22 protein-coding genes are annotated in these 25,864 nt (G+C 39.2%); 5 read left to right on the top strand and 17 right to left on the bottom strand.

Features of this window, described 5'->3' with window-relative positions:
* Positions 1-14: 14 nt before the first annotated feature.
* The 8 genes from PaeCFBP13512_RS08235 to PaeCFBP13512_RS08200 all read right to left on the bottom strand — a co-directional run bounded on the left by PaeCFBP13512_RS08235 (position 15) and on the right by PaeCFBP13512_RS08200 (position 9,512).
* Positions 15-1,178, bottom strand: coding sequence for a sn-glycerol-1-phosphate dehydrogenase (locus tag PaeCFBP13512_RS08235; RefSeq protein WP_137222392.1), 1,164 nt, complete (start codon positions 1,176-1,178; stop codon positions 15-17).
* 227 nt (positions 1,179-1,405) lie between these two features.
* Entirely contained in the window at positions 1,406-2,332 is a 927-nt protein-coding gene (locus PaeCFBP13512_RS08230) for a prenyltransferase (protein WP_137222390.1), read from the bottom strand.
* A 214-nt stretch (positions 2,333-2,546) separates the two neighbouring features.
* A complete protein-coding gene (locus PaeCFBP13512_RS08225; RefSeq protein ID WP_069327028.1) occupies positions 2,547-3,005 on the bottom strand; it encodes a PTS sugar transporter subunit IIA in 459 nt (152 codons plus the stop codon).
* A 121-nt stretch (positions 3,006-3,126) separates the two neighbouring features.
* Complete coding sequence (locus tag PaeCFBP13512_RS08220; protein ID WP_137222388.1) at positions 3,127-4,509, bottom strand: PTS fructose transporter subunit IIC; 1,383 nt, start codon at positions 4,507-4,509, stop codon at positions 3,127-3,129.
* A 167-nt stretch (positions 4,510-4,676) separates the two neighbouring features.
* On the bottom strand, positions 4,677-5,441 hold the full coding sequence (locus PaeCFBP13512_RS08215; protein WP_137222386.1) for a DeoR/GlpR family DNA-binding transcription regulator: 765 nt from the start codon (positions 5,439-5,441) through the stop codon (positions 4,677-4,679).
* 414 nt (positions 5,442-5,855) lie between these two features.
* Entirely contained in the window at positions 5,856-7,814 is a 1,959-nt protein-coding gene (locus tag PaeCFBP13512_RS08210) for a PTS fructose transporter subunit IIABC (RefSeq protein WP_137222384.1), read from the bottom strand.
* Between the two features lie 37 nt (positions 7,815-7,851).
* On the bottom strand, positions 7,852-8,763 hold the full coding sequence (gene pfkB, locus PaeCFBP13512_RS08205; RefSeq protein WP_137222382.1) for a 1-phosphofructokinase: 912 nt from the start codon (positions 8,761-8,763) through the stop codon (positions 7,852-7,854).
* 2 nt (positions 8,764-8,765) lie between these two features.
* Positions 8,766-9,512, bottom strand: a complete 747-nt coding sequence (locus tag PaeCFBP13512_RS08200) for a DeoR/GlpR family DNA-binding transcription regulator (protein ID WP_137222380.1) — start codon at positions 9,510-9,512, stop codon at positions 8,766-8,768.
* A gap of 301 nt (positions 9,513-9,813) precedes the next feature.
* Here PaeCFBP13512_RS08200 and PaeCFBP13512_RS08195 point away from each other — a divergent pair, with 301 nt between their 5' ends.
* Positions 9,814-10,584 (top strand): cyclase family protein, encoded by a 771-nt coding sequence (locus PaeCFBP13512_RS08195; protein ID WP_193555943.1) that lies wholly within the window; start codon positions 9,814-9,816, stop codon positions 10,582-10,584.
* Positions 10,585-10,697: 113 nt separating this feature from the next.
* Here the strand turns inward: PaeCFBP13512_RS08195 and PaeCFBP13512_RS08190 are convergent, their stop codons facing one another.
* From PaeCFBP13512_RS08190 to PaeCFBP13512_RS08175, 4 genes are read right to left on the bottom strand one after another with little or no spacing between them, the layout of a single operon-like run.
* Positions 10,698-11,654, bottom strand: coding sequence for a DUF1861 family protein (locus tag PaeCFBP13512_RS08190; protein ID WP_193555942.1), 957 nt, complete (start codon positions 11,652-11,654; stop codon positions 10,698-10,700).
* A 20-nt stretch (positions 11,655-11,674) separates the two neighbouring features.
* Complete coding sequence (locus tag PaeCFBP13512_RS08185) at positions 11,675-12,754, bottom strand: mannose-1-phosphate guanylyltransferase (protein ID WP_069327021.1); 1,080 nt, start codon at positions 12,752-12,754, stop codon at positions 11,675-11,677.
* Entirely contained in the window at positions 12,747-13,856 is a 1,110-nt protein-coding gene (locus PaeCFBP13512_RS08180) for a glycosyltransferase (protein WP_137222378.1), read from the bottom strand. Before PaeCFBP13512_RS08180 ends, PaeCFBP13512_RS08185 begins: the two co-directional genes overlap by 8 nt.
* A 1-nt stretch (position 13,857) precedes the next feature.
* Positions 13,858-15,039, bottom strand: coding sequence for a glycosyltransferase family 4 protein (locus PaeCFBP13512_RS08175; protein WP_083243410.1), 1,182 nt, complete (start codon positions 15,037-15,039; stop codon positions 13,858-13,860).
* A 381-nt stretch (positions 15,040-15,420) separates the two neighbouring features.
* Here PaeCFBP13512_RS08175 and PaeCFBP13512_RS08170 point away from each other — a divergent pair, with 381 nt between their 5' ends.
* Positions 15,421-16,041, top strand: a complete 621-nt coding sequence (locus PaeCFBP13512_RS08170; RefSeq protein ID WP_069327018.1) for a 50S ribosomal protein L25 — start codon at positions 15,421-15,423, stop codon at positions 16,039-16,041.
* Positions 16,042-16,167: 126 nt separating this feature from the next.
* Here PaeCFBP13512_RS08170 and PaeCFBP13512_RS08165 read toward each other — a convergent pair whose 3' ends face one another.
* Positions 16,168-17,157 carry a D-cysteine desulfhydrase family protein gene (locus PaeCFBP13512_RS08165; protein WP_137222376.1) on the bottom strand — a complete coding sequence of 330 codons (990 nt, stop codon included), beginning with the start codon at positions 17,155-17,157 and terminating at the stop codon, positions 16,168-16,170.
* 90 nt (positions 17,158-17,247) lie between these two features.
* Complete coding sequence (locus PaeCFBP13512_RS08160) at positions 17,248-17,901, bottom strand: serine/threonine protein kinase (protein ID WP_137222374.1); 654 nt, start codon at positions 17,899-17,901, stop codon at positions 17,248-17,250.
* Positions 17,902-18,125: 224 nt separating this feature from the next.
* On the opposite strand from PaeCFBP13512_RS08160, the gene PaeCFBP13512_RS08155 reads away from it, so the two are divergent.
* Complete coding sequence (locus PaeCFBP13512_RS08155; protein ID WP_069327015.1) at positions 18,126-18,500, top strand: ribosomal protein L7/L12; 375 nt, start codon at positions 18,126-18,128, stop codon at positions 18,498-18,500.
* 71 nt (positions 18,501-18,571) lie between these two features.
* Here PaeCFBP13512_RS08155 and PaeCFBP13512_RS08150 read toward each other — a convergent pair whose 3' ends face one another.
* Both PaeCFBP13512_RS08150 and PaeCFBP13512_RS08145 read right to left on the bottom strand, forming a co-directional pair.
* Positions 18,572-20,017 carry an FAD/NAD(P)-binding protein gene (locus PaeCFBP13512_RS08150; RefSeq protein WP_137222372.1) on the bottom strand — a complete coding sequence of 482 codons (1,446 nt, stop codon included), beginning with the start codon at positions 20,015-20,017 and terminating at the stop codon, positions 18,572-18,574.
* 396 nt (positions 20,018-20,413) lie between these two features.
* Positions 20,414-22,264 (bottom strand): UbiD family decarboxylase, encoded by a 1,851-nt coding sequence (locus PaeCFBP13512_RS08145; RefSeq protein WP_137222370.1) that lies wholly within the window; start codon positions 22,262-22,264, stop codon positions 20,414-20,416.
* Between the two features lie 312 nt (positions 22,265-22,576).
* On the opposite strand from PaeCFBP13512_RS08145, the gene PaeCFBP13512_RS08140 reads away from it, so the two are divergent.
* Positions 22,577-23,650, top strand: coding sequence for a polysaccharide deacetylase family protein (locus PaeCFBP13512_RS08140; RefSeq protein WP_137222368.1), 1,074 nt, complete (start codon positions 22,577-22,579; stop codon positions 23,648-23,650).
* A 194-nt stretch (positions 23,651-23,844) separates the two neighbouring features.
* A complete protein-coding gene (locus PaeCFBP13512_RS08135; protein ID WP_069327011.1) occupies positions 23,845-24,933 on the top strand; it encodes a low temperature requirement protein A in 1,089 nt (362 codons plus the stop codon).
* 132 nt (positions 24,934-25,065) lie between these two features.
* Here PaeCFBP13512_RS08135 and PaeCFBP13512_RS08130 read toward each other — a convergent pair whose 3' ends face one another.
* Positions 25,066-25,740 carry a TetR/AcrR family transcriptional regulator gene (locus PaeCFBP13512_RS08130; protein WP_161594237.1) on the bottom strand — a complete coding sequence of 225 codons (675 nt, stop codon included), beginning with the start codon at positions 25,738-25,740 and terminating at the stop codon, positions 25,066-25,068.
* Positions 25,741-25,864 lie beyond the last annotated feature (124 nt).

Below are 25,864 nucleotides of genomic sequence, written 5' to 3'. Positions count from 1 at the left end.
ATAAACATAGACTATTAGATCAATTGATGTTCATTCATATATTTCAGTCCTGTATAACGGTTACGTAGCGTATGCGCCGAATGTAAAGCAAGCTCTAACCATTCAGCTGGCATTTCTAATTGCTCATATTCGCTTGGCCCACCTGCGGCAGATAACCATTGTTTCATTTGTGCACTGGTCGGAATATGTTTGTAAGCGGCAAATGCTTTAACTTCAGGATGATTAACTGCTAATTGACGATAATGATCAGCTAAAAGTGCTGAAGCCACACCTACTTTGGCTCCATGTAAAATTTGTCGGTGTCCACCTTTGATCAGTTCCATTTCCCAGCGATGAGAAATATGATGTTCTCCACCTGAAGCAGAGCGAGAATGATCAGCAATCAACATCGCTATTCCTGAAGCAAGTAACGAATGCATCACGGTATAGATGCCTTCTGCACTACCTGAAGCAATCAAGTCTACTTTTTCAATACATTGATTAAGTGCTTCTTCTGTGATGTCATAGACCAATTGGTTATAAGGTTCATTACCGAGATCACGAGATACTTTCCAATCGGCAAGTGAAGTACATTTGCCTAGCATATCCCCAAATCCTGCGGCAGTTAAAGTCTGTGGCGCATTCATTAAGACATTGATATCGGCAAAAATAGCTTGTGGAGCTTTGGCTTGAAACGTTTCTTTGGTTCCATTAACGATTAACGGTGCTCCCGCAGAAGTGAATCCGTCGACTGACGCAGCGGTAGGTACAGAAAGAAACGGTTTATCCATTTTATAACTAACAATCCGTACTACATCATGAATCGTTCCTGAACCGACTGCAATAATAGCATCTATCTCAGGGGTTACAGCTAGCAACAATTGTACGATCGTCGCTTCATCTGCAATCACATCACCCACTTTATTTTCACGCAGTTCTAATTCTGTAATACCTACCTCTATACTTTGTAGCAAATCTATAATCTGTCGTCCTACTGCTTCATACGTATTCGTATCATAGACAACCATCACTTGTTGATATCTTTCAGTCTGCACATATGCAGGTAGTTTGCGAACCGCACCTGCTTCAAGTTCGATATGAATACCGATTGTTTTGAAATGTTGACCTCCTGCATCCAAAGCAGATTGTTGATTCCAAAGCGTAATTTGTTCATTGATAGATGTTGTTGGTTGCTTCATGTTGTCATCTCCTTCTTTATAGTAAAGATACCGCTTACAAAAATAATGAACTTGTACATATAAATAATTAAATTATGCGTCATAATATCCTACTTGTACATACATTTTAGAAAATTTTTATATTATTGTCTATGTTTGAGTAGCTATTTTCGGTATTTAAACAAAAAAAGACATTGGTTTAGAATGTCTTTTTTTGTGGTTTAACCTTTTCAATGGCTATACGATTATTAGATGATCCATATCCATCGACCGACCAACAATACCAGAATCATCACCGTTCCACATTGAAGCGAAGTTCGTAAAGATAACCATAGTAATTGCTGATGCGTCTGTAAATTACGTTTGTTTTTCATATGCTGGTACATACGGCACAATGGAATAGCTGTCAGTAAAGCAAGAATACCGTAGATCGGCAATCCGCCTACAAGCACACAGATCAAAATGCTGAACAGTGCAAGACATAACAAAACAATCGAAAAACGAAAAGATTTGCGTTCTCCCCATACAACTACCAGTGTACGCTTACCAACTTGTTTGTCAGTTTTCCAATGTAAAAAATGGTGATTAAAAAAGGTCAGTGTCGTTAGTAATCCCATCGGTAGTGACAAAAAGAATAATCGGATATCAAAATGACCGGTCTGCACATAATAAGCACCCATGACTGGAAAAACGCCAAAACATAATACATGTGCAAGTTCACTACTGCCTTTACCAATATATCCGTATTTGATCGGTGGAACGACATAAAATAAAGCCAATAATCCACCTATGCCACCCAGTAATAAAACGCCCCATCCGCTTAAAAAGTATAATGTTACCGCACAGATAATCGTAATTGCCAGCATACTCCATGTCACCCGGGCAAATGTTTGTTCACTCCATTTCCCAGTAGTCAGATACCCTGAATCGGTTGAAATCGATTCATCCGATTGATAAGCAGCTACATCGACACCACTACGATAATCCCATAGATCATTAATCATCATCGAAAAAATATGTATGGCACTGGAGCCAATCAATGTTAATAGAAAAATGATCACACTAAACTGGTCATTCCAGATCCATGCTGCCAAAGCTCCTTGTATCACACAAATGATCATCAAAGGCACAAAATGCAATCGCGAAGCTTGAGTAAACTCTATCCATTTGCTCATTATGTTCCACCTTTATTTTATAGTTGGTTCTATACGTATCCATTTTTGTAAGATACTGTTCATTAACCGTCTGCATGACTTTCAAACGCCTAGCTGTGATGTATCCTTATCACTTCATCGATCATGAATCATCAAAAAGAACAACAAAAAAAGCGTATCACCTGATCAAAAGGCAATACGCTTTTATTTACATATAGCTATATCTAATTCTATATTATCCAATCGTACGCGTTAAAATATCAATCACTTCTTGTTTGCTTTGAGCATTGATCAATTCAGCACGAAATTCTTCATGAATTAATTTGCGAGAAAGAGCCACTAAAATCTGCAAATGTTCATTTCCAGCATTCTCTTCAGGTACACCAATCATAAATGCAATTTGAGCAGGTTGATCATCTAAAGATTCCCAATCAATCGGCTCTGCAAATCGTGAAAAGGCTAAAGCTGCTTTGGCTACACCTGCTGATTTACCATGAGGAATCGCTACACCAAAACCAATTCCTGTTGAACTTTGTTGTTCACGTGCCATCACAGCATCTACATAAGCTGCTTCGTTGGTCACTGCACCAGAAGCTTTCATACCGGCTGCCATTTGTTGAATCGCTTCTTCACGTGTAGTTGCTGTAGAAGGTAAAAAAATACTTTCTGTGCTTAATAGTTCGCTGATATTCATGGCTAGTGTCACTCCTTCTCATCATCTTCATCTAATTATTATTTGTGAACCCACTAAGCAGAAATATGGACAGCGACCGGAAAGAGGGTCTTTCCGATCGCTTGTAATGAATTATAATTACTTATAATTTAGCAGGTGCTTTGCGTTTAAGCAACAAGACCATCAATGCTGTAACGACTGTACCGATCACAATAGATAATACATATTGTGGTAAATGATCAATTGCATTCGGGATAAAGAGAACGAATACACCACCATGAGGAGCATGTAGTCCGCCACCAAAGTACATAGACAATGCACCAGCAACTGCTGAACCTACCATAAAGGAAGGAATAACGCGAATCGGATCGGCTGCACCAAACGGAATCGCTCCTTCGGTAATAAACGATAATCCGAGAACCGAAGCAACTTTACCTGCTTCACGTTCTTCTTTCGTAAAGCGATTTTTAGCTATAACGGTTGCTAACCAGATACCTAGTGGTGGAGTCATTCCTGCTGCCATAACAGCAGCCATTGGTGTATACAGTGAAGCACCTAGCAGTCCTACTGCAAACGTATACGCTGTTTTGTTGAAAGGGCCACCCATATCAAGTGCCATCATTGCGCCAAGAATAGCACCTAGCATAATTGCATTTCCTGCACCCATATTCGTTAACCAAGCTGTCAAACCAGTCAATAACCATTCAATCGGCTGACCGATAACGTAGACCATCAATAGACCAATAGCAAGAACAGACAAGACTGGAACGATTAGAATCGGTTTAAGACCTTCAAAGTTTTTAGGCATTTTGATCGTTTTGATCAAGTAATGTGCAATATAACCAGCTACAAAACCTGCGATAATACCGCCGATAAATCCAGCGCCCATATCTTTAGCAAGTACACCACCAACTAAACCAGGTGCAAGTCCGGGTTTACCCGCGATAGAGAATGAAATGAATCCAGATAAGACGATAACCATAAGTCCCATTGAAGCGCCACCGATCGTGGACAAAGCAGCTCCGAATGAACCTTCGACTTGATCGACTCCACCTTTAGTGAAAGCGAATAAGAATGAGAATGCGATAATTAGACCACCCGCAATAACAAGCGGTAACATATTGGATACACCATTCATCAAGTGTTTGTAGAACATATTAGGCTTGCGACCTTCATTTTCTTCAGGTGTAGATGTTGGTGAAGCTCCAAGACCACTAGAAGCTTCTTTGGCAAGTGCACGGTCAATCAATTCCCCTGGCACTTTAATCCCCTGTGCAACCGCAACACGGATAACTGGCTTGCCTGCAAAACGATCTTCATCTACATCGGTATCAGCAGCGATAATAATAGCATGTGCTTCAGCAATTTCTTGAGCGGTTAGACCATTTTCAACTCCGACTGCACCACGCGTTTCGACTTTAATCGGTACACCTTTTTGATCCGCAGCTTTTTGCAATGACTCAGCAGCCATATACGTGTGAGCAATACCGGTTGGACAAGCGGTAACAGCCAATAATTTTTTCATGGTAATATCCCCTTATAATTGAGTAATGGTCTAACCTGAACCAAGCTTAAACTGAAGCGTTCACAATAATTCTTTAGTATATTATTGCTGTTTTGCACTGCTGATGATGTTGGAATAAAACGCTTACAAATATGCTCTATGATAAAGCTTTGAATAGAAGAATGTAGTTATGCGATCGTTACTCCTATACCAAGCTTTCTCAACTGATGAATAACATAAGGCGGTACTTCTGAATCCATAATGCAATGATCAATTTCGGATACGTCTGCAAATTTAGCATAAGCGATATTACCGATTTTGCTATGATCTGCGAGTAAAATGACTTGCTTGGCAATTTCAATCATTTTGCGCTTAATAGCAGCTTCTGTGAGATTAGGGGTAGTAACACCTTCTTTGAGATCAAGACCATTCGTTGCAATAAAAGCTTTGTCTACGCGCACCATATCCAGTGAACGCTCTGCAATCGGGCCAACAAAGGCTAAAGTGTCTGGCCTCAGCAATCCGCCAATAATAGATAACTCAATATTCCGACAATCTCGAAGCTCACTGAGAACTATGACAGAGTTCGTAATGACTCGAATCCCCGACATATTCTTAAGCTCTCTAGCTAGTGGAAGAGTGGTTGTTCCTGAATCAAGCAAGATGGTATCTCCTGAATGAATCATCTCTACTGCTCGCTTCGCTATACGCTCTTTCTCTTCTCGAAAAGAATCTTCTTTGTCGACCATGTTCGGTTCAAAATTCACACTTTGAAGTGATACTGCTCCCCCGTGTGTTCTTTTCAAACGCTTTGCATCTTCTAACTCTTTGAGATCCCGACGAACCGTTGAATCGGATACACCAAAAGCTTCCCCTAATTCTTGAACAGATGCCCTGTGATTCTCTTGCAAATACTGAACCATTTTATGCTTTCGTTCTTCTTCAAAAAGCATGGGACAACCCACCTGTCTACATATGTTAGCTAATATTGTGTTCATCACACTCTCATGATCGAGAATGATCGTTTACTGATTTTTTTCGACAATTTTCGTGATCGTTTGTGATTACTATTGATTGATTTTGATTATAACAGCGTTTTCATAGACTGTAAATAGATTTTTATAATTCTTTTGAACTAATTCATTTTCTAGGAGTTATAGATTATATATCGTCAGTAACTTGCCTAATATTTACATATATTTGCACGATTTCGCTCATTTTTTTAATTTATAGTGTGAAATGATCACATAATACAAAATACGACATTATACTGCATCATTTTGACATCAAAAAAACCTTTATCAAAAGAACAGAGGCTATATGTAATCAGCTTAGTCTTTTGATAAAGGTTTTGAAGGGTTAAACTATTATTTAGCTACAAGTACTTTTTTCCATAAACCTAGAATTAATCCTGAAATAACAGCACCAATCGCAACAGCTAACAAGAACAATAAAGCATGATTTGCTAATGCCGCTACGAAAATACCACCATGAGGTGCAGGGATATTAATACCCCAAAATTGTGTTAATCCGCCTGCAACCGCAGAACCAATAATACAAGATGTTAAAATACGTAATGGATCAGCTGCTGCAAAAGGAATCGCACCTTCGGTTATAAAGGACAATCCAAGCACGTAGTTAGTCAGACCTGACTTACGCTCTTGCTCTGTAAATTTGTTTTTGAAGAATGTAGTCGCCAAAGCGATAGCTAACGGAGGAACCATACCGCCCGCCATAACAGCCGCCATCATTGTACCATTTACATTACCACTCGATGTGAATACACCGATCGCAAACGCATAAGCAGCCTTGTTAAATGGGCCACCCATATCGATCGACATCATTCCACCTAAGATCAGACCCAGAATAACAGCATTTCCTGTTCCTAAATTATTCAATACGTTAACCAACCAAGTGTTAATCCCACCAAAGATTGGATCGAAGATATAATACGAAATCGTACCGGTAATCAGCAAACCAAGTACAGGATATAACAAAATCGGTTTAAGACCATCTAACGTTTTTGGTAATCCAGCCAGTAACTTACGTAGACCGAGAATTACATAACCTGCTAAGAAACCAGCTGCTAGACCGCCAAGGAAACCAGCATTAGAGTTCGCCGCCATCAGACCTCCGACCATACCTGGCATTAATGCCGGACGATCACCGATACTCATTGCGATAAAACCAGCTAGAATTGGAATCAGGAAGAAGAATGCTCCTTCGCCCCCACCAATCGTTTGTAACAGTTTAAAGATTTGGCTATTCTCGCCTGCTGTCTGCTCGATTAAGAACGAGATCGCAAGTAAAATACCACCACCGACAACGAACGGCAACATGTGAGAAATACCATTCATTAAGTCTTTATATATTTTGCTACCAATTTTAGTTTTTTCATTTGAAGAAGAAGTTTCAGAAGACGATTTGCCCCCTGCACTATGATAAATAGGAGCGTCTCCATTCATCGCTTTACGAATCAATTCTTCGGATTTACGGATACCATCACTAACCGGTCTTTGCAAAACAGGCTTACCATCAAAACGAGCCATTTCTACATTCTTGTCCGCAGCTACGATAACTCCACTTGCACGGCGAATCTCATCATCGGTTAGGACGGTTTGGGCACCTTCAGAACCGTTTGTTTCTACTCTGATCTCTACGCCCATTTCTTGCGCTTTTTTGATCAGTGCATCTTCCGCCATAAACGTATGAGCAATTCCTGTAGGACAAGCAGTAACAGCAACTACAAATGGTTTGTTGTCTTTGCCTTCAAGAGTAGCTTCTGCTTGTTGTACTGTTGCATTTTCTTGTTGTTTGGCTTGTTCTCTTGCTGCTTTAGCTTCCGCTTTTGCTTTTTCAGCAGCTTCTTTTTCTGCTTGTTGAGTATCAAATAAAGCCGATACTTCATCAGGATTAGTCGTATTCATCAATTTTTCGATGAAATCGCTATCAATCAGTAGCTTAGAGAGTGCTGCCAGTGTACGCAAATGAGTATTAGCTGCTCCTTCTGGTGCTGCAATCATAAAGAACAAATGAGCAGGTTCTCCATCAAGAGACTCGTAATCTACACCTCTTGTACTTTTTGCAAACACGACAGTAGGCTCGTTCACTGCTGTTGTTTTGGCATGAGGCATTGCAATACCGCCACCAATACCTGTACTCGATTCGCCTTCACGCTTCAAAATCATTTCTTTGAACAGCACTTGGTCATTGATTCTTCCACTGGCTGCAAGGCTTGCGATCAATTCATCAATCGCGCCTTCTTTGGTTGTTGCTCGTAAGTCCATGATCATCGTTTCTTTGATCATTAGATCTGTAATTCTCATTGGGTTACACTCCTTTGTTGGATTCAATCAACAGATTCTATAATTTAACAATAGTAACTTGTGGACGTAACTCTTCAATTTTTTCACGTGTTGCTAGATCATCTGAAAAGGCAGTCGCACTACCTGAAGCAACACCTGTACGGAAGGCTTCTATTGGATCGTGAGTAGATACCAATGTACCGGTAAATCCAGCAATCATTGAATCGCCTGCACCTACAGAATTTTTCACTGTACCTTTAGGCACATTCGCATGATACACTTCCTCCGGTGTGATCAATAAAGCTCCATCGCCTGCCATCGAAATCAGTACATGTTGCGCACCAAGTTCAAGCAATTTACGACCATACGTAATAATATCTTCACGACTCGCAATCACAACACTGAACAGTTCTGCTAATTCATGATGATTAGGCTTCACTAATAGTGGACGATCTGCAAGCGCTTTGAGTAGTGCTGGCCCTGTCGTATCAATCACAAATTCTGCACCTGTCTGCTTACATACTTCAATCAGACGATCATAGAAATGAGCTCCTAATGAAGGCGGTACACTTCCGGAAAGAACAACCACATCTTCTTTGCTCAATTGAGACAATTTGGCAACCAGTGCATCTGCTTCTTCTGTACTGATATTCGGCCCTTGCCCATTGATCTCTGTTTCTTCTCCATGCTTCAGCTTTACATTAATTCGTGTATCATCTGCCACATGGACAAAATCAGTCGAAATGTGTTCAGCATGAAGTTTATCTTCTATATATTGACCGGAAAATCCACCGACAAAACCAAGGGCTGTATTCGGCGCATCTAAACGATTCAAAATACGAGATACGTTGATTCCTTTGCCACCGGGAAGTTTCAAATCCCGTGTCATTCGGTTCAATTCACCTAGCTTCAGTTCGTCCACTTCCACGATATAATCTATGGAAGGATTAAGCGTTATTGTATATATCATGGTTATCCCTCGATTATTTTAGTTTTTTGGGCAATCGAACGTTGCCATTGTTCTGGCATAGCTTCGGTGATTAATACAGCTTCATTTAGATTAAATAATTTGGCAAACGTAATCTCACCGATCTTACTCGAATCTGCTAGTATATACGTCTGACTGGATAATTCATGTGCACGTCTTTTAATTAAAGCTTCTTCAGGATCTGGCGTTGTATATCCCATCTCTGCATCTATGCCGTTTGCTCCGAGAAAACATTTATCAAAGCGGAAGTTGTCCATATTCTGGAGCGCTATACTTCCAATAACGGCTTTGGTATGCATTTTCATCATACCTCCCAACAAATAACTTCGAATCTGTTGCTGAACAAGAGCTTCAACATGAGACAATCCGTTGGTCACCACTGTAATGTCTTTGGCTTCAATATAAGGAATCATGGCAAGCGTCGTTGTTCCTGCATCGAGATAGATACATTCACCATCCAAAAGCTCTTGTGCTGCTAATTTGGCAATAATATCTTTTTGTTGAACGTTTGTGAATGTTTTTTCATCCATACCAGGTTCCTGGCTTTTTTGATGAACTAGGGCTGCTCCCCCATGTATACGCTTTAGCAGTTGGCGACTTTCAAGATCGATCAAATCACGACGAATGGTTGATTCCGAAGCACCTAAAATATCAACTAATTCTTGTAATTTAACAATGCTTCGTTCCTGTAAGCGCTGTAGAATTAAATGGTAGCGTTCTTCTGTCAGCATGATCATTCCTCCAACTCCAACTATCGTATCACAAACCTAACAAAAAACAATCACTTTCGTTCAAAATAATCCACAAAAATTCAAATCATGATTGTTTTCGTTCACATTTTGATAAATATTTGGAGGGATTTGGATTCTTTTATAAGATTCACTATTATTTTCATCGGTCAACACATGATTTTTGTAAAGTGCTCTATTAGGCAGTTCATTTTATACTCTATCTCTTATCATGAGCGTTTCTATACAAATCAATTCCGGGCTTGTTATGATATTGGCATACTATGTGAAGGGGTTGAATATCATGGCGATTATTGATCTAAGTGTATCTATCGTATCTCAATTACCTGTTGATCCACCTGCACAAATGGCAAACATCCAGTATATTGATCATCAAGAGTCTGTGCCTACAATGTTATCCTTTTTTCCGGGAGCAACGGCTAACGATTTACCTCAAGGGTTAGGATGGGCAATCGAACAGATTTCATTAACTACACATACAGGTACCCATTTAGATGCTCCTTATCATTATCATCCAACAATGAATGGTGGCGAACGCTCACTAACCATCGATGAGATCCCTTTGGAATGGTGTATAGGAAATGGAGTGGTGATCGATTTCTCAGATCGTCCAGATGGTTATGTATGTACAGCGGAAGATGTGAAGCAATATCTAGAAGCTCGTCAATATACACTCCAAGCAGGTGATATTGTGCTTATACATACAAGTGCAATGGAGCATTATGGCACACCTGCTTATTTGCAAAGTGGTTGCGGAATGGGCAGAGAAGCAACATTATGGTTGATTGAGCAAGGGGTCAAAGTCATGGGGACAAATGCTTGGAGTTGGGATGCTCCTCTGCCGACGATTGCTGAACGGTACAAAGAAACAGGCGATGCCAGTCTGATCTGGGAAGGACATTTTGCAGGCATTGAGAAAGCATATTGTCATATTGAAAAGTTATGTCATTTGGAGCAATTGCCGTTTACCGGATTTCAGTTTATTGGATTGCCGATCAAAATTGATAAAGCGAGTGCAGGGTGGATTCGTGCTATAGCGATTGTACCCGATTGAACTATAGCTCAAAGCAAAACAAGGCTATCTCACAATCTATAATCTGATTGTAAGATAGCCTTGTTTATATACATTCTATATTGATTAGCGAATTGTAGCCATTCTACTTCACACTAATGTTTGGTCAAAATAATCTGCTCATACTCTACAAACGGATCAGGGATATCAATACAATAAGATTCGACATCGCTTGCCCCTACATACAATATGGCACGATCATTCGCTTCACGTGTTAATCCACCACTAAAAATAACATCGACTAAATCTGGACGCTTGGCAGGGCCTTCTGGAAAATCATTTCGAACAGCAATAATTTTCAGTTCAGACTTCTCTCGTGTCCATGGATTGAGTACAAAAGACATCGCATGATAATGTAGTATCTTATGTTCATCTCGATAAGCAATATGACCGAGTATGCCTAATAGTCCATTATTTAGCAAATGAATTTCGTTTGCTCCGCCCCACTCATTTTTATCGAATTGATCTTTAAATACAGGCGCACTAATAATATTAGATTCAGATAGATTTTGAAAAGATTCAAAAATACCAAATCCTATCAAAGCGATTGCCCCTTCTACACCAAATGGTCGAGAAAATACAGCAATATTGCCATCAGCCATTTCGTTTAAGCGAATATCTTTCATATTCCAGGGGCCTGTCACTGCATATTCAAAATCATGGATCGTTTTGCCACGATACAGTAAAGTACGCCAGCCAATAATCTTATGGTCCGGTTCTTGGTTCCGATAAATTTCCACGCCACCAAAGATCAATTCATCGTCTAGCTTCGTAATAAACGGATCTTGTAATTGAAAAGGCGTGAGATCTTCTTTCGGTTCCCATACCTCTCCATTACGTACAAAAAAGATCACTTCAGAGTCTTCGGAATCTCTTGCTTCTACACGTCCAGCAATATACAGTTCTCCATCATTCCAGAAAGGAGCTGTAATATTATAGACATCCAGACCATCTACTCCTGTAAAATGAAGCTTGGTTCCTTTTTGCTCGGCAGGCGTATACTCTGACAGTAATTCCCGGCACGTTTTGATATCCCAATCTAATTTCATCATGAGGTAAGAGTCAACCTTTCTCAGGTATATTCCTGAAGTCCTTTTTCTTTCAACATGATCACCATATCTTTGATATCCTGCGCACGGTCTTTGGCACAGATTAGTAAGGCATCTTCTGTGTCTGCAATAATCAAATGATCCAGACCTATCGTAGTAATTAATCGCTTTTCTCCATAAATAATAGAGTTACGTGTATCAATGCCTACATAATTGGCTTTCACAATATTGCCTTCATCGTCTGGTGGGAAAATAGCACCTAAAGCATCCCAGCTTCCAATATCATTCCATCCAAAATCACCTTCAAGCACAACCACTTCATCACAACGTTCTAAAATACCATAATCAATCGAGATATTTTGCAATAACGGATAAATCTGATTGATCATCTCTTCTTCTTGATCGGTACCTAGATAAGCAATCAAAGGTAGCATTGTTTTGTACAATCGAGGTAGGAAACGCTTGAAGTTATCAATGATTGTAGATGTTTTCCAGATAAACATACCACTATTCCATAAATAATGCCCTGTTTCTAGATAAGATTTGGCTTTGACAAAGGTAGGTTTTTCTACAAATTCAGCAACTTCGTATACAGGACAAGGAGTATTCATCAACGGTTCGCTTTTACACGAAATATAACCATAGCCTGTTGCTGCAAATGTAGGCTTGATGCCTATCGTTACAATTTTGTCTGTTTCGATAGCAATTTGACACGCTTCTTCTAACTTGGTGCGGAATTTCTCTTCTTGTGTAATATGATGATCAGAAGGGAACACAATCATTAAAGATTCGCCATGATTTTTTTCGATATATAGAGCAGCTAGCAGAATACTTGCAGCCGTATTTTTGGAAACAGGTTCTACGAGGATATTGGAAGCTTGTACACTGGTATGCATAATACTTTCAAGTAAAGTCGCTTGAGAGCGATGGGTCACAATAATGGTATTTTCCATAGGTATGACTCCATCAAAGCGTTGAATCGTATCATTTAGCATAATATCGTTACCGCTAATATTTAATAATTGCTTGGGGAGATCTTGCCGGGAAAGAGGCCAGAACCTCGTTCCTCCTCCACCTGCAAGAATAGTCGCAAATCTATTCATTGCCCATCACCGCATGAGCCATGCAGTAAGAGACAATATTCTCTGACCCTTGATTGAGATTTAAGCCTACTGCATGAATTCCATCATAACAACCGCCTGTTTGACGATCAATCAACGATTCATTACGTGAATTTCTACCGTGGAACCATTGATAGCATAACAAAGCTTGATCATGATACTTTTGTACACCAAGTATTTTGTAAGCTTCATAACAAGCCATTAACATCTCAGAAGCTTCGATCGGTTGCTCATCATAAGGTGCAGCAGGCTTACCACGCTGTAACCAACCATGACTACCTATCGGCTTGAAATAACCTTCAGAAACAAATGTTAACTCCGCTAAGAAATCTAAGCTTTCTTGGGCTGTTTTTTGAAAAGCAGCTGTATTGGAATGTTGAGACGCTTTGAACAAAGCCCACGGTAACATTGCATTACCATAAGTCACTTTGTCTTCAAACCAGTGCCAATCTGCACTAGCATGACCTTGATACAGATTGTGCAGACGAATCCCCATATTCTGAATCAAAGATTCGATTCGTGTGCGTGGTAAGAATGAAGCGCCTGATTTCTCACCTGTAGCAAATGGGAATGTATACGTTAACGCATCTGGAGTATCGAGCATAGTTGTTAATCCGATCAAAGCATACCCAATCGCTCTTGGAGCACGAATCTTCTCCAAAAATGGAAGTGCACGGTTGATCATAAATTTACATGTGTTTTGCAAATTATCTGGAATTGAAGGCTCTGCAATAGTGACACCTAGTGCCCACAGACATCTGCCCTGACAATCTTCAGAACCTGTTTTTTCTATAAATGTACGGTTGTAATCCATAAAGTTACGGAAGCTACCATTTTCATTTTGAGCATGGTAGATAAATGCTAGATACGTATGCACAAGATCAAGAGAAGCCTGATCTTGTTTGGTTTTATAAAGTAATACCGCTGCGATGAGTGCTCTTGCATTATCATCAGAAGTGTAGCCTTTCGAACGGTCAGGAATACCAAATTTGGTGTGTTGAAAAATCCCTGTATCATCGGTTAAGCGTCGTAAGTAATCTGCAGATAAGGTAGATGTTGGCGTTGAATCGATGACGTTTTCCATTTTATACTGCACTCCCTTTTAATCCGTAACTGCTAGACATGACTTCACGAAATAGTTTGGCGTAGGACTTCACAACTTCGCTCCACATCATGGTTTGTCCAAGAGCCAAGGTTTTGTTTTCCATTTCTGTCTTCAGCTCTGGGTGATCTAATATATTCAACATATGCGTTTCTAACGATGCTGAATCATTGAACTCTGCTAGCATCCCTCTGCCATCTGCTAACATTTCAATAGCATAACGATAAGGCGTTGAAATAATAACACGTCCGTATCCTATTCCATAAGCCAGTGTTCCACTTACAGCCTGATCTTTTCCCAAATAAGGAGTCAAATAAATATCAGACATGACCAACGACTGAACCACTTCTTCTTGCGTCAACAGTCTATCTACAAAAGCGACATTGTTCTCAAGTCCAAGTTCAGTGACCAAATCAGTTAGCTTTTGACGATATACTTCACCGACCTGTTGTTTCACGACTGGATGTGTTTTTCCCCATATAATATAAAGCGCTTCTGGATGTGTTTTGACAACACCGCTCATCGCTTGAATCGCATATTCGATTCCTTTACCCGGGCTCAAAAATCCAAATGTAGATAATACTTGACGATCACTATATCCATAACGTTCTTTCAATTCAGTACGACTACCTGTGTCAACAAACGGAACACCATGATGATACATTTCTATTTTATCAGCAGCAATATCGTACACTTCGATCAAATCTTGTACTTTATTCTGCACCATTGTCACTACTTTATAACTCATATCTGCTAGCTTTTTCATAATCTGACGTTGCTTATCGCTAGGTTCAGATAGAACGGTGTGGAAAATAATAATAAACGGTATGGTTAAATGTTCTGCAAGTTCTACAACATACTCGCCACTTTCGCCGCCGTAAATACCGAATTCATGTTGAATCACCAGTACGTCTGTGTTGGATTGATTCAATTCATTCGCTGCTTTCAAATAATCAGCACGTTCAAACTGATTAATTTGCCCCATGACCTGACTACCGTACTCATATGTTTTGTCATTGTTTACAGCCATAATATGTGGAGGATTAAAATCGCTTATTTTTTGAATTTCATCAAGCATATCTTGCGAAAAGGTAGCCAATCCACATTCTCTTGGTAGACTGGTTCCTAAAAATACAATATTCCGTTTTTTGATCTCTTTGTTCATAGTTATTTCTCCCTTTTATTATATTATTTTCCAAAATGAGATAACAAAAAAGAAATAAAGATACCTTTATTTCTTAAGATCGAATAAATTTGTATTTGATTCTGTACGTATTGGATAAGCAATTAAAATGAGTCATGATGTATATTCTTAGCTGATATGTGTATCTTTCCGTTCCTATCTGCTTCCCTAACTTTACCACTCTGTGGATAAGTTGTCAAATAATTAACTTAGTATGGCAACATATTTGACAAGCAACAAACTTGTAGTAACATGATACATAACAACAAGAAAATGTGTTCGCATGGCGAGCTGATTAGACATCCATTGCTAATCAGCTTTTTTTGCGTAAAATTTTCTTGTATGTCCAAGGAGGCAATACAAATGAGTAACTCTATTGTATTAAATGAACGTAGTAGCCAACAAAGTGGATCACAGATTCGTGAATTAAGAACTAGCGGGCGAATTCCTGCTACTGTATATGGTAAAGATATTGGTAGTGTTTCGGTTATGGTTGAAGAAAAATCATTTTTAGCAACAATTAAAGAAAATCCTCGCGCTATTCTTATGGCAGACATTCCTACCAAAGGCAAAAAGCCTGTTACTATTCAACATATTCAAAAAGATCCGATTACAAGAAAGATTTTGCATATTGATTTTCACCAATTGAATATGAATGTAGCAATGGATACTAAAGTAACTATTCATTTCTCTGGCGAACCGATCGGTGTCTATGAAGGCGGCGTTATGCAAGTCGAATTGTATGAAGTTGATGTTCGTTGTATGCCTGATGATTTGCTAAGTGCTTTTGAAGTCGATATTACTAAAATTGGTATTGGTGAGCATTTATTAGTATCTGATCTTGAATTCCATAAAGGCGTTGAAGTGCTTACTGATCCTACAGCTGTTGTAATCAAAGTATCTCCAGCTATTGAAGCCGAACTAGAAGATGAATCAGCTGTAGCTACTCCTGTTGTACCTGAAGTAGACAAACCTACTGCATAATTATATTTAATAAAGGCAGTGCCTATAATCCTAATTTGTAATAAATATTTTAATTTAGCTTATTGCGATTTATTATAAAAGTCTGCTAACACTAGATTATTATGTGTATAGCAGACTTTTTCTATTTTAAAATTCAAAAGATGCACTGTGAGGAAATAATCCGTATAATCCGCCAGTATGAATAAATAAGATATTTTGTAGGTCTTGGAATGTGCCTTTACGAATTTCTTCAACTAACCCGTAAAAAGCTTTCCCCGTATACACAGGATCAAGAATTACACCTTCTAGCGAAGCCAGATCTTTAATACACTGTAATTCTTGAGGTTGACTTTGAGCATAACCTTTACCTACATAGCCGTCTATGATTTCTATCGCTTCAGTCGGTATCGTAACCGATTGATCAAGGTAATGAGCACTTTCTTCAATAACTGTAGTAATCGCTTTTATAAAATAATCTTCATCATCACACACATTAATCCCTATAATACGATGTGAAGTAGGAAGTAACTGTTGAGCTAGCAATAATCCACCATGTGTCCCACCTGAGCCTACTGCCACAATAACAGCATCGAAAGAGATACCTAATTCTTGCTCTTGCTGGACAATTTCTTGTAGCGCTGAGAAATATCCAAATGCACCGATTCCGCTTGAAGCTCCTTCTGGAATCACATAAGCTTGTTGCCCTTTAGCTGATACTTCATCAGCAATCGTATGCATAATATCCATCCGATGATCTCGATAATCTTCACTACTGATCCAACATACTTCTGCACCTAATAAATGATCCAACAATAAATTGCCTTCGTATGTATCAGGATCATGACCACGTAATACAACGATTGCTTTTAACCCGAGCTTGGCGGCTGCGGCGGCTGTTGCACGACAATGATTCGATTGAATCCCTCCACAAGTAATCAACGTATCACAACCCTGGTCGATAGCTTCACGAATACAATATTCCAGTTTGCGAATTTTGTTACCTGATAATTCAGTCCCTGTCTGATCATCCCGCTTGATATAGATGGAAGGTCCTTGTAATTGCGCAGAGATACGCTCTAACTTTTCGATCTTGGTCGGTAGATTAGCCAGTATGATTCGTTCCGGGATAGTGATCATCGGATAATGCCTCCTTTATAGAGTCTGTATGATCTATTACTTCTATATACCTTATTTGGGATAAATGAAAACAAAAGACACTACATCAAGTCAGTGTCTAGCTAGTTGAGCTTTTTTTCGTTTACGATATACTTGATAGCCTTTGCGTACACCTTCCAACATGATACCTGGCACTGGAAATAATATACGAGAAGCAACAGGCAAATATAGACGGTAATATGCTTTTTTGAAGTCTGCCCACATTTTACATTCTTCTTGTTTGTAAAAGTCAGAGATATCTACGATCAGCCCTCGCCCATGTTCAACCATCACATTTTTACCATGAATATCATGAGGACGTAGACCTTTGGAAATAGCATAATCGAGCGCCGCATCTATATCTTTGATCGCTTGTTCAGAGACTAGAATTCCGCGTTTCATACATTCATAGACGGTTACACCTCGTAGACGCTTTAGAACTAGAAAATTCTCACCTACATAATAACAAGCGGAATACGCAGGATGTACACCTAACTTTTCATAAACGGCTGCTTCTTCTTTTAAGCCTGTCTTCCCAATTGCATATACTTTCACTGCATAATCTTCATAATCGGGATGATAAAATACAGCTGCATAATTCCCTGCACCGAGTAAAACCCATGGCTGAGGTGCATTTTTTACTCGTACAGGCTCCATAAAATGAAAACTTTCTACAATAACATGAGCGATCAATTCATCCTTTACTTGCTGTAATAACTTTTCCATCTCATACGCTCCCTATAGCTTCATTCATCAACAGGTTATTCTTTTCTAAGTATGTACATACTGTAAGTGATTCACAGTATTATTTTACGTGATAATGTAGCAAAACGCATCTACATTTCATAGATTTATTTCACAAAAGATAAACAATAGATGCTGATATGACCCCTAATCTGATGTATGTTATACTTTTGTAGATGACTATATAAAGAAAGGAGCAAGATACCATGAATACATATGAAATTGTAGCGATGATTGCGCTTGTATTATCCGTATTTCTGTTACTGCGTGTCATTAGTCTACAAAGTCAACTCAACGAAATAAAATCAGATCTAGAATGGCTCAAAAATCGGCCGGGTAATGCAGGAGTGTCTACCTCTTATCGTGCCAAGTCGGTATCTTCAACAAGTGAAGTTCATCCTCCTCATTCACCGCCAATGATTGACCAAGCTACGTTTGAAGAACGTATATTGTTTTTGACTCATGACAATAAAAAGATTCAAGCGATCAAAGAAGTTCGTGAAGCACGTGGATGGGGACTCAAAGAAGCCAAAGATTATGTAGATCACTTGGAAAATGAATACAAACAAAAAAACCTGTAAGCACGATTTCAACGTGTTTGCAGGTTTCTTTTTATAGAACGATCATTAAGTTACAGACTTTCAAAGCTTACTTATACATCTACAGTATTGGCTACTTTCGGCCATTGTCCGATAAATTCATCTTCAGCGTAAGCGAAGAAATTGTGTAAAATATCTGCTCGATCGTCTAAAAACAATTCATCCGCAATCGCTCCGACTAACTTCGGTATCGCAAATCGCATGCCTGAAATCGCAGATGCCGATAATCCACAACTGACCAACGCAGAATAGTTAAAAACATACAATCCATGCAGTCGTTCTTTACCGGCTTCATCTCGACTTTGCAGACCGAACCCTGCACTAAGATACGGATGAGCATCCAATAATGGATTAGCCACTTCTGCCGGTGCTGTATATTTATCACTCCAACGTGCAATATGAGACTCTACTAACTTCAATTCAGGACGTAATGCGGGATCACTTAATAATCCTGTACTGATAATTAAGAAGTCAAACGAAAATCTTCCTTGAGGTGTGGTAACGACAGCTTGCTCACCTACTTGTTCAACCTTTAACCATGGTGATCCCAAATGAAGATGAAATCCATCCCATGCAGATGCACGTTCAAATGTATCATTGGTGGGGGGTTGATTGTATTTGAAAAAGTGCCCGATTGCTGCATATTTATCTTCATCTTGCAAAGCGGCAAATCGTTCAATCATACCCGATACTTCCATTTGTCGAATCGGATTGATTCGTGGTAATTGTTCACGTCTGACAAAAACATGAGCTTCGCCTACACCTTGTGTAAGGGCAAAATGAGTATTATCAAAAGCGGACGCTCCGCCACCTAATATAGCTACTTTTTTGCCTTTTAACGGTTCAAAATCAATATCTGCTGAAGTATGAGCATACAGATGAGAAGGCAGATGATTACGGATCATTGGTGGAACATGCCACTCTCCGCCGCCTTGTATACCTGTCGCCAACACGACTTTCCGTGCTAAAAGTACGTCATTAACGCTTACTGAATCTGAGCTGGTATTCTCGATATGCAGACGGTGAATCCCTTCTTCGGTCGGTTCGATCAGCTTCAAGCGTACATGATTGCATACAGGTAAATCAAGAATATGGCGATACCACCGCAGATAGTTCATCCAGTCTCCACGTGGAATTTTATCCACAGCTGCCCATCCTTCTGCACCTGTCTGTGCTTCCCACCATGAGCGGAACGTTAATGAAGGAATCCCTAGATCTATTGATGTTAAATGCTTAGGAGTACGCAAAGTGACCATCCGTGCATACGTTTCCCATGGACCCTCGACCCCTTCTTTATTTTCATCTATAACCAAAATATTCGATATCCGTTCACGCAATAATCCAAAAGCTGCGCCCAGACCGCTCTGACCACCACCTACAATCACGACATCATAGACATGACCTGCTGGATGTTGCAATGGACGTACCCAATCTGCTCCTCCATAAGCTAGATAAGAAAGGTCTGTTTTCACACGTTGATTCAGTTCTGCCAAACTCATACTCTCTCATCCTTCCTCTGCTCTATATCTATTGATTATTAGAATGAATTGAAGCTATTTAATATGTGATGTTGATGTGATATATTATTTTATTTTAACTTGAAATGTAATGAGATATAACTTGTAAGCTTATTATATATGTAATATTCTTCTTTTTAAAAGTTAATGATAGATTTATTGTCATGATTTCTAAATTAAAAGCTTCATATTGTTGTTTATTACTAATTTTCTGATAATTCTTCTTCATTTGGTGATAGATAAGTTATCATATCGAGTGTTTTTTCTCTATTGGTTCTATTTCTGCACTACTATTTCGTTCTTCTACCACGTAAATGTATATAATAAAAAGAACCTTTCTCTATAACTAAGAGTAAAGGTTCTTTGTTAATCCTCTTTTTACGATTGTGAAGTACGACGTGTTAATGTACTCAAGCTTGCTCCATCTGCAAACAGTCGCTCTATATTTTGCGCCACGTCAGGATCAGGAATCAATGGTGGAGCTTGATGAGGCTTGGTACGTGCATCAATAATGACATTATCACAACCCCAATGCTTATGCTTGGTAAAGCTATTCACTCCATACATATCATGAGAAGGATTGCTTCGTGTAAACGTAACCCACAAGAAATTGTCGATCGTCGCACTTAAAAATGGACTATCATCGCACAGGATAATTAACGGACAGTCAGGCAATTCACCACGTTGTGCAATACTCTCACATAGATCCTGTAATTGTTGCTCGGTATGTTCATAATCGACAAAGCTAGCCCCTTGTAAAGCCACTACGCCTGGCATCACCAGATGAGCTGCTCCACATTGCGGTAGATCATGTAAGATCGCCGGAACCTCTGTACATAATTCACGCTTCGGTTCACCTACAGCCGCAAAGATCACTTTACTACCTGTATTAAGCCCAGTCCCTGAATAGTCCAGAGTATCGATTGTTGTATTCGTATAGAAATGAATATCACGGTGCAAATTAATCCGCTTCAATATATACGTTAGAAAATGTTCAACATGATGAGAATCCAATATCTCTTCTTCTTCCGCAGTCATAAATAAATATTTAGCAAGACTTAACTGCCCTGTTCCCAGAATTCGATTCGCTATCGTCAGAATCTCCGCTGGTTGCTTCACTTGCTGATAAGGCGTGTATCGTTCGCTACCAATCGCAAATAACAATGGATGTACCCCTGCGGCATCGACAGCATGTACTTCTTTGACTCCCGGAATCTCTTGCTTGATCGCTCCACCTGTCAATTCATGAATCAGAGCGCCAAAAGCCGTATCTTCTTGCGGTGGTCGACCTACAACGGTAAACGGGAAAATCGCATTTTTGCGTGCATAGACTTTGTGTACACGTAACATCGGGAACTCATGAGTCAGACTATAATAGCCCAGATGATCTCCAAAAGGTCCTTCTGGCTTCGTCTCATCCGGATAAATCTCGCCTGTAATTACAAAATCAGCATCGTTGCTGACACAGAATTCATCCACATAACTATAGCTAAAATGTCGTCCTGCTAATAATCCTGCAAATGTTAACTCACTCATTCCTTCAGGCAAAGGCATAACCGCAGATAAGGTATGTGCTGGAGGGCCACCGATAAAACAGCTTACTTTTAGCGGTTTACCTTGACGATTGGCTTTCTCCTGATGAATACCAATACCACGATGAATCTGATAATGAATACCGATCTCTCGATTCAACTCATATTCATTTCCGTTTAACTGCACACGATACATCCCTAGATTAGAGTTCATGATGCCTGGCTTTTCGGGATCTTCGCTATATACCTGCGGCAATGTTACAAAAGCACCACCATCATCTTGCCAGTTCTGGATCAGTGGTAAATCCTCAATCTGAATTTCTTCAAATTCTGCTGGTAATCCACTCGATTTTTTCAAAGGTAAAGCTTTACGAGCAGATAGACCTGTACCTACATATTGAAAAGGATGCTTGAGTGCTTGCATCGGATTATTACGCAAAGCGATTACATTTTGTGTGGATTCCCATGTCTCTCTAAAAATAAATTTGCTCCGTTCTACAGTTCCGAACAGATTCGATACTGCACGGAATCGAGAACCTTTTACATTTTCAAAAAGTAATGCAGGCCCGCCTGCTTCAAAAACACGCATATGAATCGCAGCCATTTCAAGATAAGGATCAACTTCTTCATGAATCCGAATCAGATGACCGTTTTTTTCCAGATCATTCACACATTCTTCCATATTACGGTAGTTCATATTCCAGCTCCATTCTACCTTTATTACTTGATCTATAGTGTAGGTTTACTTTGTTTCAAATTTGATTTAAAAATAAGTATATATGTTATATCCCCATTATGGCATGGTGTACGATATAGAGATGGTACTATTATGTGAACATAAGATCATTTCTTTTTAGTGTACGATATAATCCTGCAAAACGCATCTTACCACCTCAACTAAAATGCGCTTAATCATGATTGTTTACAAGTCACATATTATATCCTCCTCTTTATTTTCCGATATTAGTGCTAATGATGCCCCCACTTTCTAACAAAGGATGATCTATGTATGAAATTATTCAAAACGTCTGTGTTTGTGGTTACCGGTCTGGTAACGACTCTAGCAATTGTGCTTATCGCAATGGCTATGTATTCTGATCGCAATCTTTTCTCATCCTTTACTTCTGCCTCGGCAGATCAGTCTAGCTCTTCTTCACAAACCAACCCTACAACAATCAATGAACCATTATCCGCAGACCAGCTTCCACCTGTGGAACAATTTGCTTCCATTGCCCAAAAAGATCGTTATCAAAATAAAGTTGCTGTACTGATGTACCATGATATCGATCCGATCAAGCAAGGAGGCGATATTATCACCCCTGCTCTGTTTGCGTCTCAATTGGATTATTTACGTTCTAAAGATATGAATTTTATCTCGCTTGAACAATTCCGATTATTTATGAAAGGTGGCAAAGTGCCAGATAACGCCGTATTGGTGACTTTTGACGATGGGTATGAGAACTTCTATACGACAGCCTATCCAATTATGAAAGAACGTCATATTCCAGGGGTAAGCTTTGTCATTACAGGAGATTTTAGCAAAGGCGCTCTTGTGGCGACTCCACATATGACCAAAGCAGAAATCAAAAATATGACCAGCACAGATCCAACAATGGAAGTGCAAGCTCACACCAATAAATTACATTACAAAACAAGCGATACTACAGACGCATTAACCGCTGCACTGGTAAAAGATGGAGTCACCGAGACCTATGAGCATTATCTAGCACGCATTGAAAATGATATGCGACGCTGTGTTGAAGCCCTTCGTCCACTCACTCCACATGTAATCAATACATTTGCTTATCCTTACGGATTGCATACGCCTGAAGTTGAGAAGATTATCCAAAAAGTAGGGATTCGTTATGCTTTTACAACGGAACTTGGATTAGTCACACGTGATACCGATCTTATGACGATTCCACGGATTAACGGGGGTTCTCCATTGATTGATCCAGAACGGTTATACAATTCAATCATGTGGGAAAATAAACTGCCAGGTCGTAACCTATTTATTCCTGATTCGATTCAACATAGCGGTCGTGAAGCAGGAGAATCCGAGAAATCTATGACTTCGAAATAAAGCAACTATATTCTGATCTAAATACCAGCTTGCGATTGTTATGATTCAACAAATAAATAAGCTTTGAGAAACCAACCCGTTATCGCTTCATTACAGATAACGGGCTTTTCTTTATAAAAATAATAAGCTGACACTTTTATGTCCATTCTATACAATAGATATGAAAATACGATGGATATACAAGGGGGAAATTTATGTTAGAAAAGAAGGTAACCTGGCTAGAGTTGTTTTATGATCTTCTATTTGTAGCGGCAGTCTCTAAAGCGACCCATGTGTTACTTCATGTCGAACACGGTGGTATGTCTTTGGAACAGTTAGCCAAGTTTTTACTTATTTTTATTCCGATCTGGTGGGCTTGGGTAGGGCAAAGCGTATATAACAATCGATTTGGAAAAGACAGCACCAAAGACCGGATATTTATGATTGTGCAATTATTTTTTGTATTGATCATGACAGCCAGTCTTAATATTGATTTTGATTCAAATTACATACCTTTTCTGATTGGATATATCGGTTTGCGAGCATTAATGGTGATTCAGTATATGATCACGACTACTCAAGAGAAACATCATCGCCAAGAAACGGCTCGATTTTTTGGCAAGTATTTCTGGCTAGGGATTGTTATTTCATGTTGTTCTTTGTTTTTCGATTCATGGATTCGTTATTTTGTTCTGTATGCAGGGATAGCAGTCGATATTATCGTCCCTTTGATCGGTCGTCGAAATCTAGTTAAAACGCCGATTCATACCGCTCACTTGTTAGAACGTTTTGCTTTGTTTACGTTAATTTTGCTAGGTGAGTCAGTGATCAGTATGCTATCTGTACTGCAATCTGATCAATTTACACCTTCATCTATTCTGTTTGCAGCGATGGCATTTGTATTGATTATTGCGATCTGGTGGCAGTATTTTGAAAATGTCGAAAAGCATGTGGATAAAGAAAAACAAACTGCCGGGCAAACGATTATGTATGGGCATCTGTTTATTTACTTTTCACTGAGTATGATTGCGGCTTCGATTCAGTTATTATTTTTGGAGCAACTGTCGTATCTATTTATTCTTAGCTTTACATTTATTTCGGTATTGATTTACTTTGTGGCTGTAATGGTCGTATTCCATCGGTATCGCTACCATAACTTCAAGCCACGATTTAAAGTGATGATTGGACTGATTCTTACACTGATTGTCTTATTCGCTTTTGATTGGCTAGTTATGGTTTCTCCACATATCGTGTTGGCTGAATTGATGGTCTTCTTTATTGTATTTGCCAAAGTTACCACATAACCATTTCTACAAAGTAACATAAATAATCCCTGTATGCCATCGCCTGTTGAGGTTTTGGATGCAGGGATTATTATCTTATTTGTCTCAAAAGTGTACGCTTGCTTATCTTCCTTTAACGTTCCGATGGATATCTTACGAACTAGCTATAACCTTTTGCTCGATGCCACGTAACAAAATATCTAATCCCGATTCAAACATCTCATCTGTACCGACTTCTCCAAATAGACCATTGGTATACATCCGGTGAATAATACTTACTTTTTCTTGTGGAATCTGATCAAATGATTTTAGCGCCCAACCTTCTAATAACTTCTCATCTTTAACACCAATACCGATCGCGACTTGTTGACGTTCATACTCATCAAGTTCATGACACAATACATAGTTGATCACACAGACGATATAGTTCAACTTTTCTTTATCTGTCAGCGGAAGAGGTTCGATCGGTTGCAGAAATTGATCTAACAACTGCAAATAATCGCTTTCTAAAGGCAATGTTCTCATTAGCAATTGAGCAGAACATGGATAAATTCGTAACTGTTCTCGCATCGTGACTGCATAATGATGCAATTGTTTTTTCCAATCTCCTTGCGGATGAATATTCAGCATAATTTCTCTTGCGACTTGATTTGCCATAGCTTGAAAAAGTAATTGCTTGCTTTTGAAATACCAATAAATCGAAGGCGCTTGAATCCCGATCAAGTCTGCTAATTTACGCATACTGAACTTTTCCAATCCATCTTGAGCTAACAATTCCCAAGATGCTTCCAATACTCTCGCTTCACTCACTGCTATTTTTTTAGCCATTTTATCCCTCTTATCTAACCCTGTAAGATTTTGTTCATTTCTTATTTGGTTCATGATATCATCTAACGATGTTAGATTCAACTTATTTGAAAAGACTTCCCTCCATTAAGAGAGAAGCCCTTTT

It is taken from the genome of Paenibacillus sp. CFBP13512 (assembly GCF_005233705.1).
Taxonomy (GTDB): domain Bacteria; phylum Bacillota; class Bacilli; order Paenibacillales; family Paenibacillaceae; genus Saccharibacillus; species Saccharibacillus nuruki.
This window is presented reverse-complemented; position numbering and strand designations above follow the sequence as displayed.

Excerpts from the sequence above, each read along its gene's own strand:
- PaeCFBP13512_RS08235 (WP_137222392.1), bottom strand. The coding sequence starts at position 1,178 with ATGAAGCAACCAACAACATCTATCAATGAACAAATTACGCTTTGGAAT.
- PaeCFBP13512_RS08230 (WP_137222390.1), bottom strand. The coding sequence starts at position 2,332 with ATGAGCAAATGGATAGAGTTTACTCAAGCTTCGCGATTGCATTTTGTG.
- PaeCFBP13512_RS08225 (WP_069327028.1), bottom strand. The coding sequence starts at position 3,005 with ATGAATATCAGCGAACTATTAAGCACAGAAAGTATTTTTTTACCTTCT.
- PaeCFBP13512_RS08220 (WP_137222388.1), bottom strand. The coding sequence starts at position 4,509 with ATGAAAAAATTATTGGCTGTTACCGCTTGTCCAACCGGTATTGCTCAC.
- PaeCFBP13512_RS08215 (WP_137222386.1), bottom strand. The coding sequence starts at position 5,441 with ATGCTTTTTGAAGAAGAACGAAAGCATAAAATGGTTCAGTATTTGCAA.
- PaeCFBP13512_RS08210 (WP_137222384.1), bottom strand. The coding sequence starts at position 7,814 with ATGAGAATTACAGATCTAATGATCAAAGAAACGATGATCATGGACTTA.
- pfkB (WP_137222382.1), bottom strand. The coding sequence starts at position 8,763 with ATGATATATACAATAACGCTTAATCCTTCCATAGATTATATCGTGGAA.
- PaeCFBP13512_RS08200 (WP_137222380.1), bottom strand. The coding sequence starts at position 9,512 with ATGCTGACAGAAGAACGCTACCATTTAATTCTACAGCGCTTACAGGAA.
- PaeCFBP13512_RS08195 (WP_193555943.1), top strand. The coding sequence starts at position 9,814 with ATGGCGATTATTGATCTAAGTGTATCTATCGTATCTCAATTACCTGTT.
- PaeCFBP13512_RS08190 (WP_193555942.1), bottom strand. The coding sequence starts at position 11,654 with ATGATGAAATTAGATTGGGATATCAAAACGTGCCGGGAATTACTGTCA.
- PaeCFBP13512_RS08185 (WP_069327021.1), bottom strand. The coding sequence starts at position 12,754 with ATGAATAGATTTGCGACTATTCTTGCAGGTGGAGGAGGAACGAGGTTC.
- PaeCFBP13512_RS08180 (WP_137222378.1), bottom strand. The coding sequence starts at position 13,856 with ATGGAAAACGTCATCGATTCAACGCCAACATCTACCTTATCTGCAGAT.
- PaeCFBP13512_RS08175 (WP_083243410.1), bottom strand. The coding sequence starts at position 15,039 with ATGAACAAAGAGATCAAAAAACGGAATATTGTATTTTTAGGAACCAGT.
- PaeCFBP13512_RS08170 (WP_069327018.1), top strand. The coding sequence starts at position 15,421 with ATGAGTAACTCTATTGTATTAAATGAACGTAGTAGCCAACAAAGTGGA.
- PaeCFBP13512_RS08165 (WP_137222376.1), bottom strand. The coding sequence starts at position 17,157 with ATGATCACTATCCCGGAACGAATCATACTGGCTAATCTACCGACCAAG.
- PaeCFBP13512_RS08160 (WP_137222374.1), bottom strand. The coding sequence starts at position 17,901 with ATGGAAAAGTTATTACAGCAAGTAAAGGATGAATTGATCGCTCATGTT.
- PaeCFBP13512_RS08155 (WP_069327015.1), top strand. The coding sequence starts at position 18,126 with ATGAATACATATGAAATTGTAGCGATGATTGCGCTTGTATTATCCGTA.
- PaeCFBP13512_RS08150 (WP_137222372.1), bottom strand. The coding sequence starts at position 20,017 with ATGAGTTTGGCAGAACTGAATCAACGTGTGAAAACAGACCTTTCTTAT.
- PaeCFBP13512_RS08145 (WP_137222370.1), bottom strand. The coding sequence starts at position 22,264 with ATGAACTACCGTAATATGGAAGAATGTGTGAATGATCTGGAAAAAAAC.
- PaeCFBP13512_RS08140 (WP_137222368.1), top strand. The coding sequence starts at position 22,577 with ATGAAATTATTCAAAACGTCTGTGTTTGTGGTTACCGGTCTGGTAACG.
- PaeCFBP13512_RS08135 (WP_069327011.1), top strand. The coding sequence starts at position 23,845 with ATGTTAGAAAAGAAGGTAACCTGGCTAGAGTTGTTTTATGATCTTCTA.
- PaeCFBP13512_RS08130 (WP_161594237.1), bottom strand. The coding sequence starts at position 25,740 with ATGGCTAAAAAAATAGCAGTGAGTGAAGCGAGAGTATTGGAAGCATCT.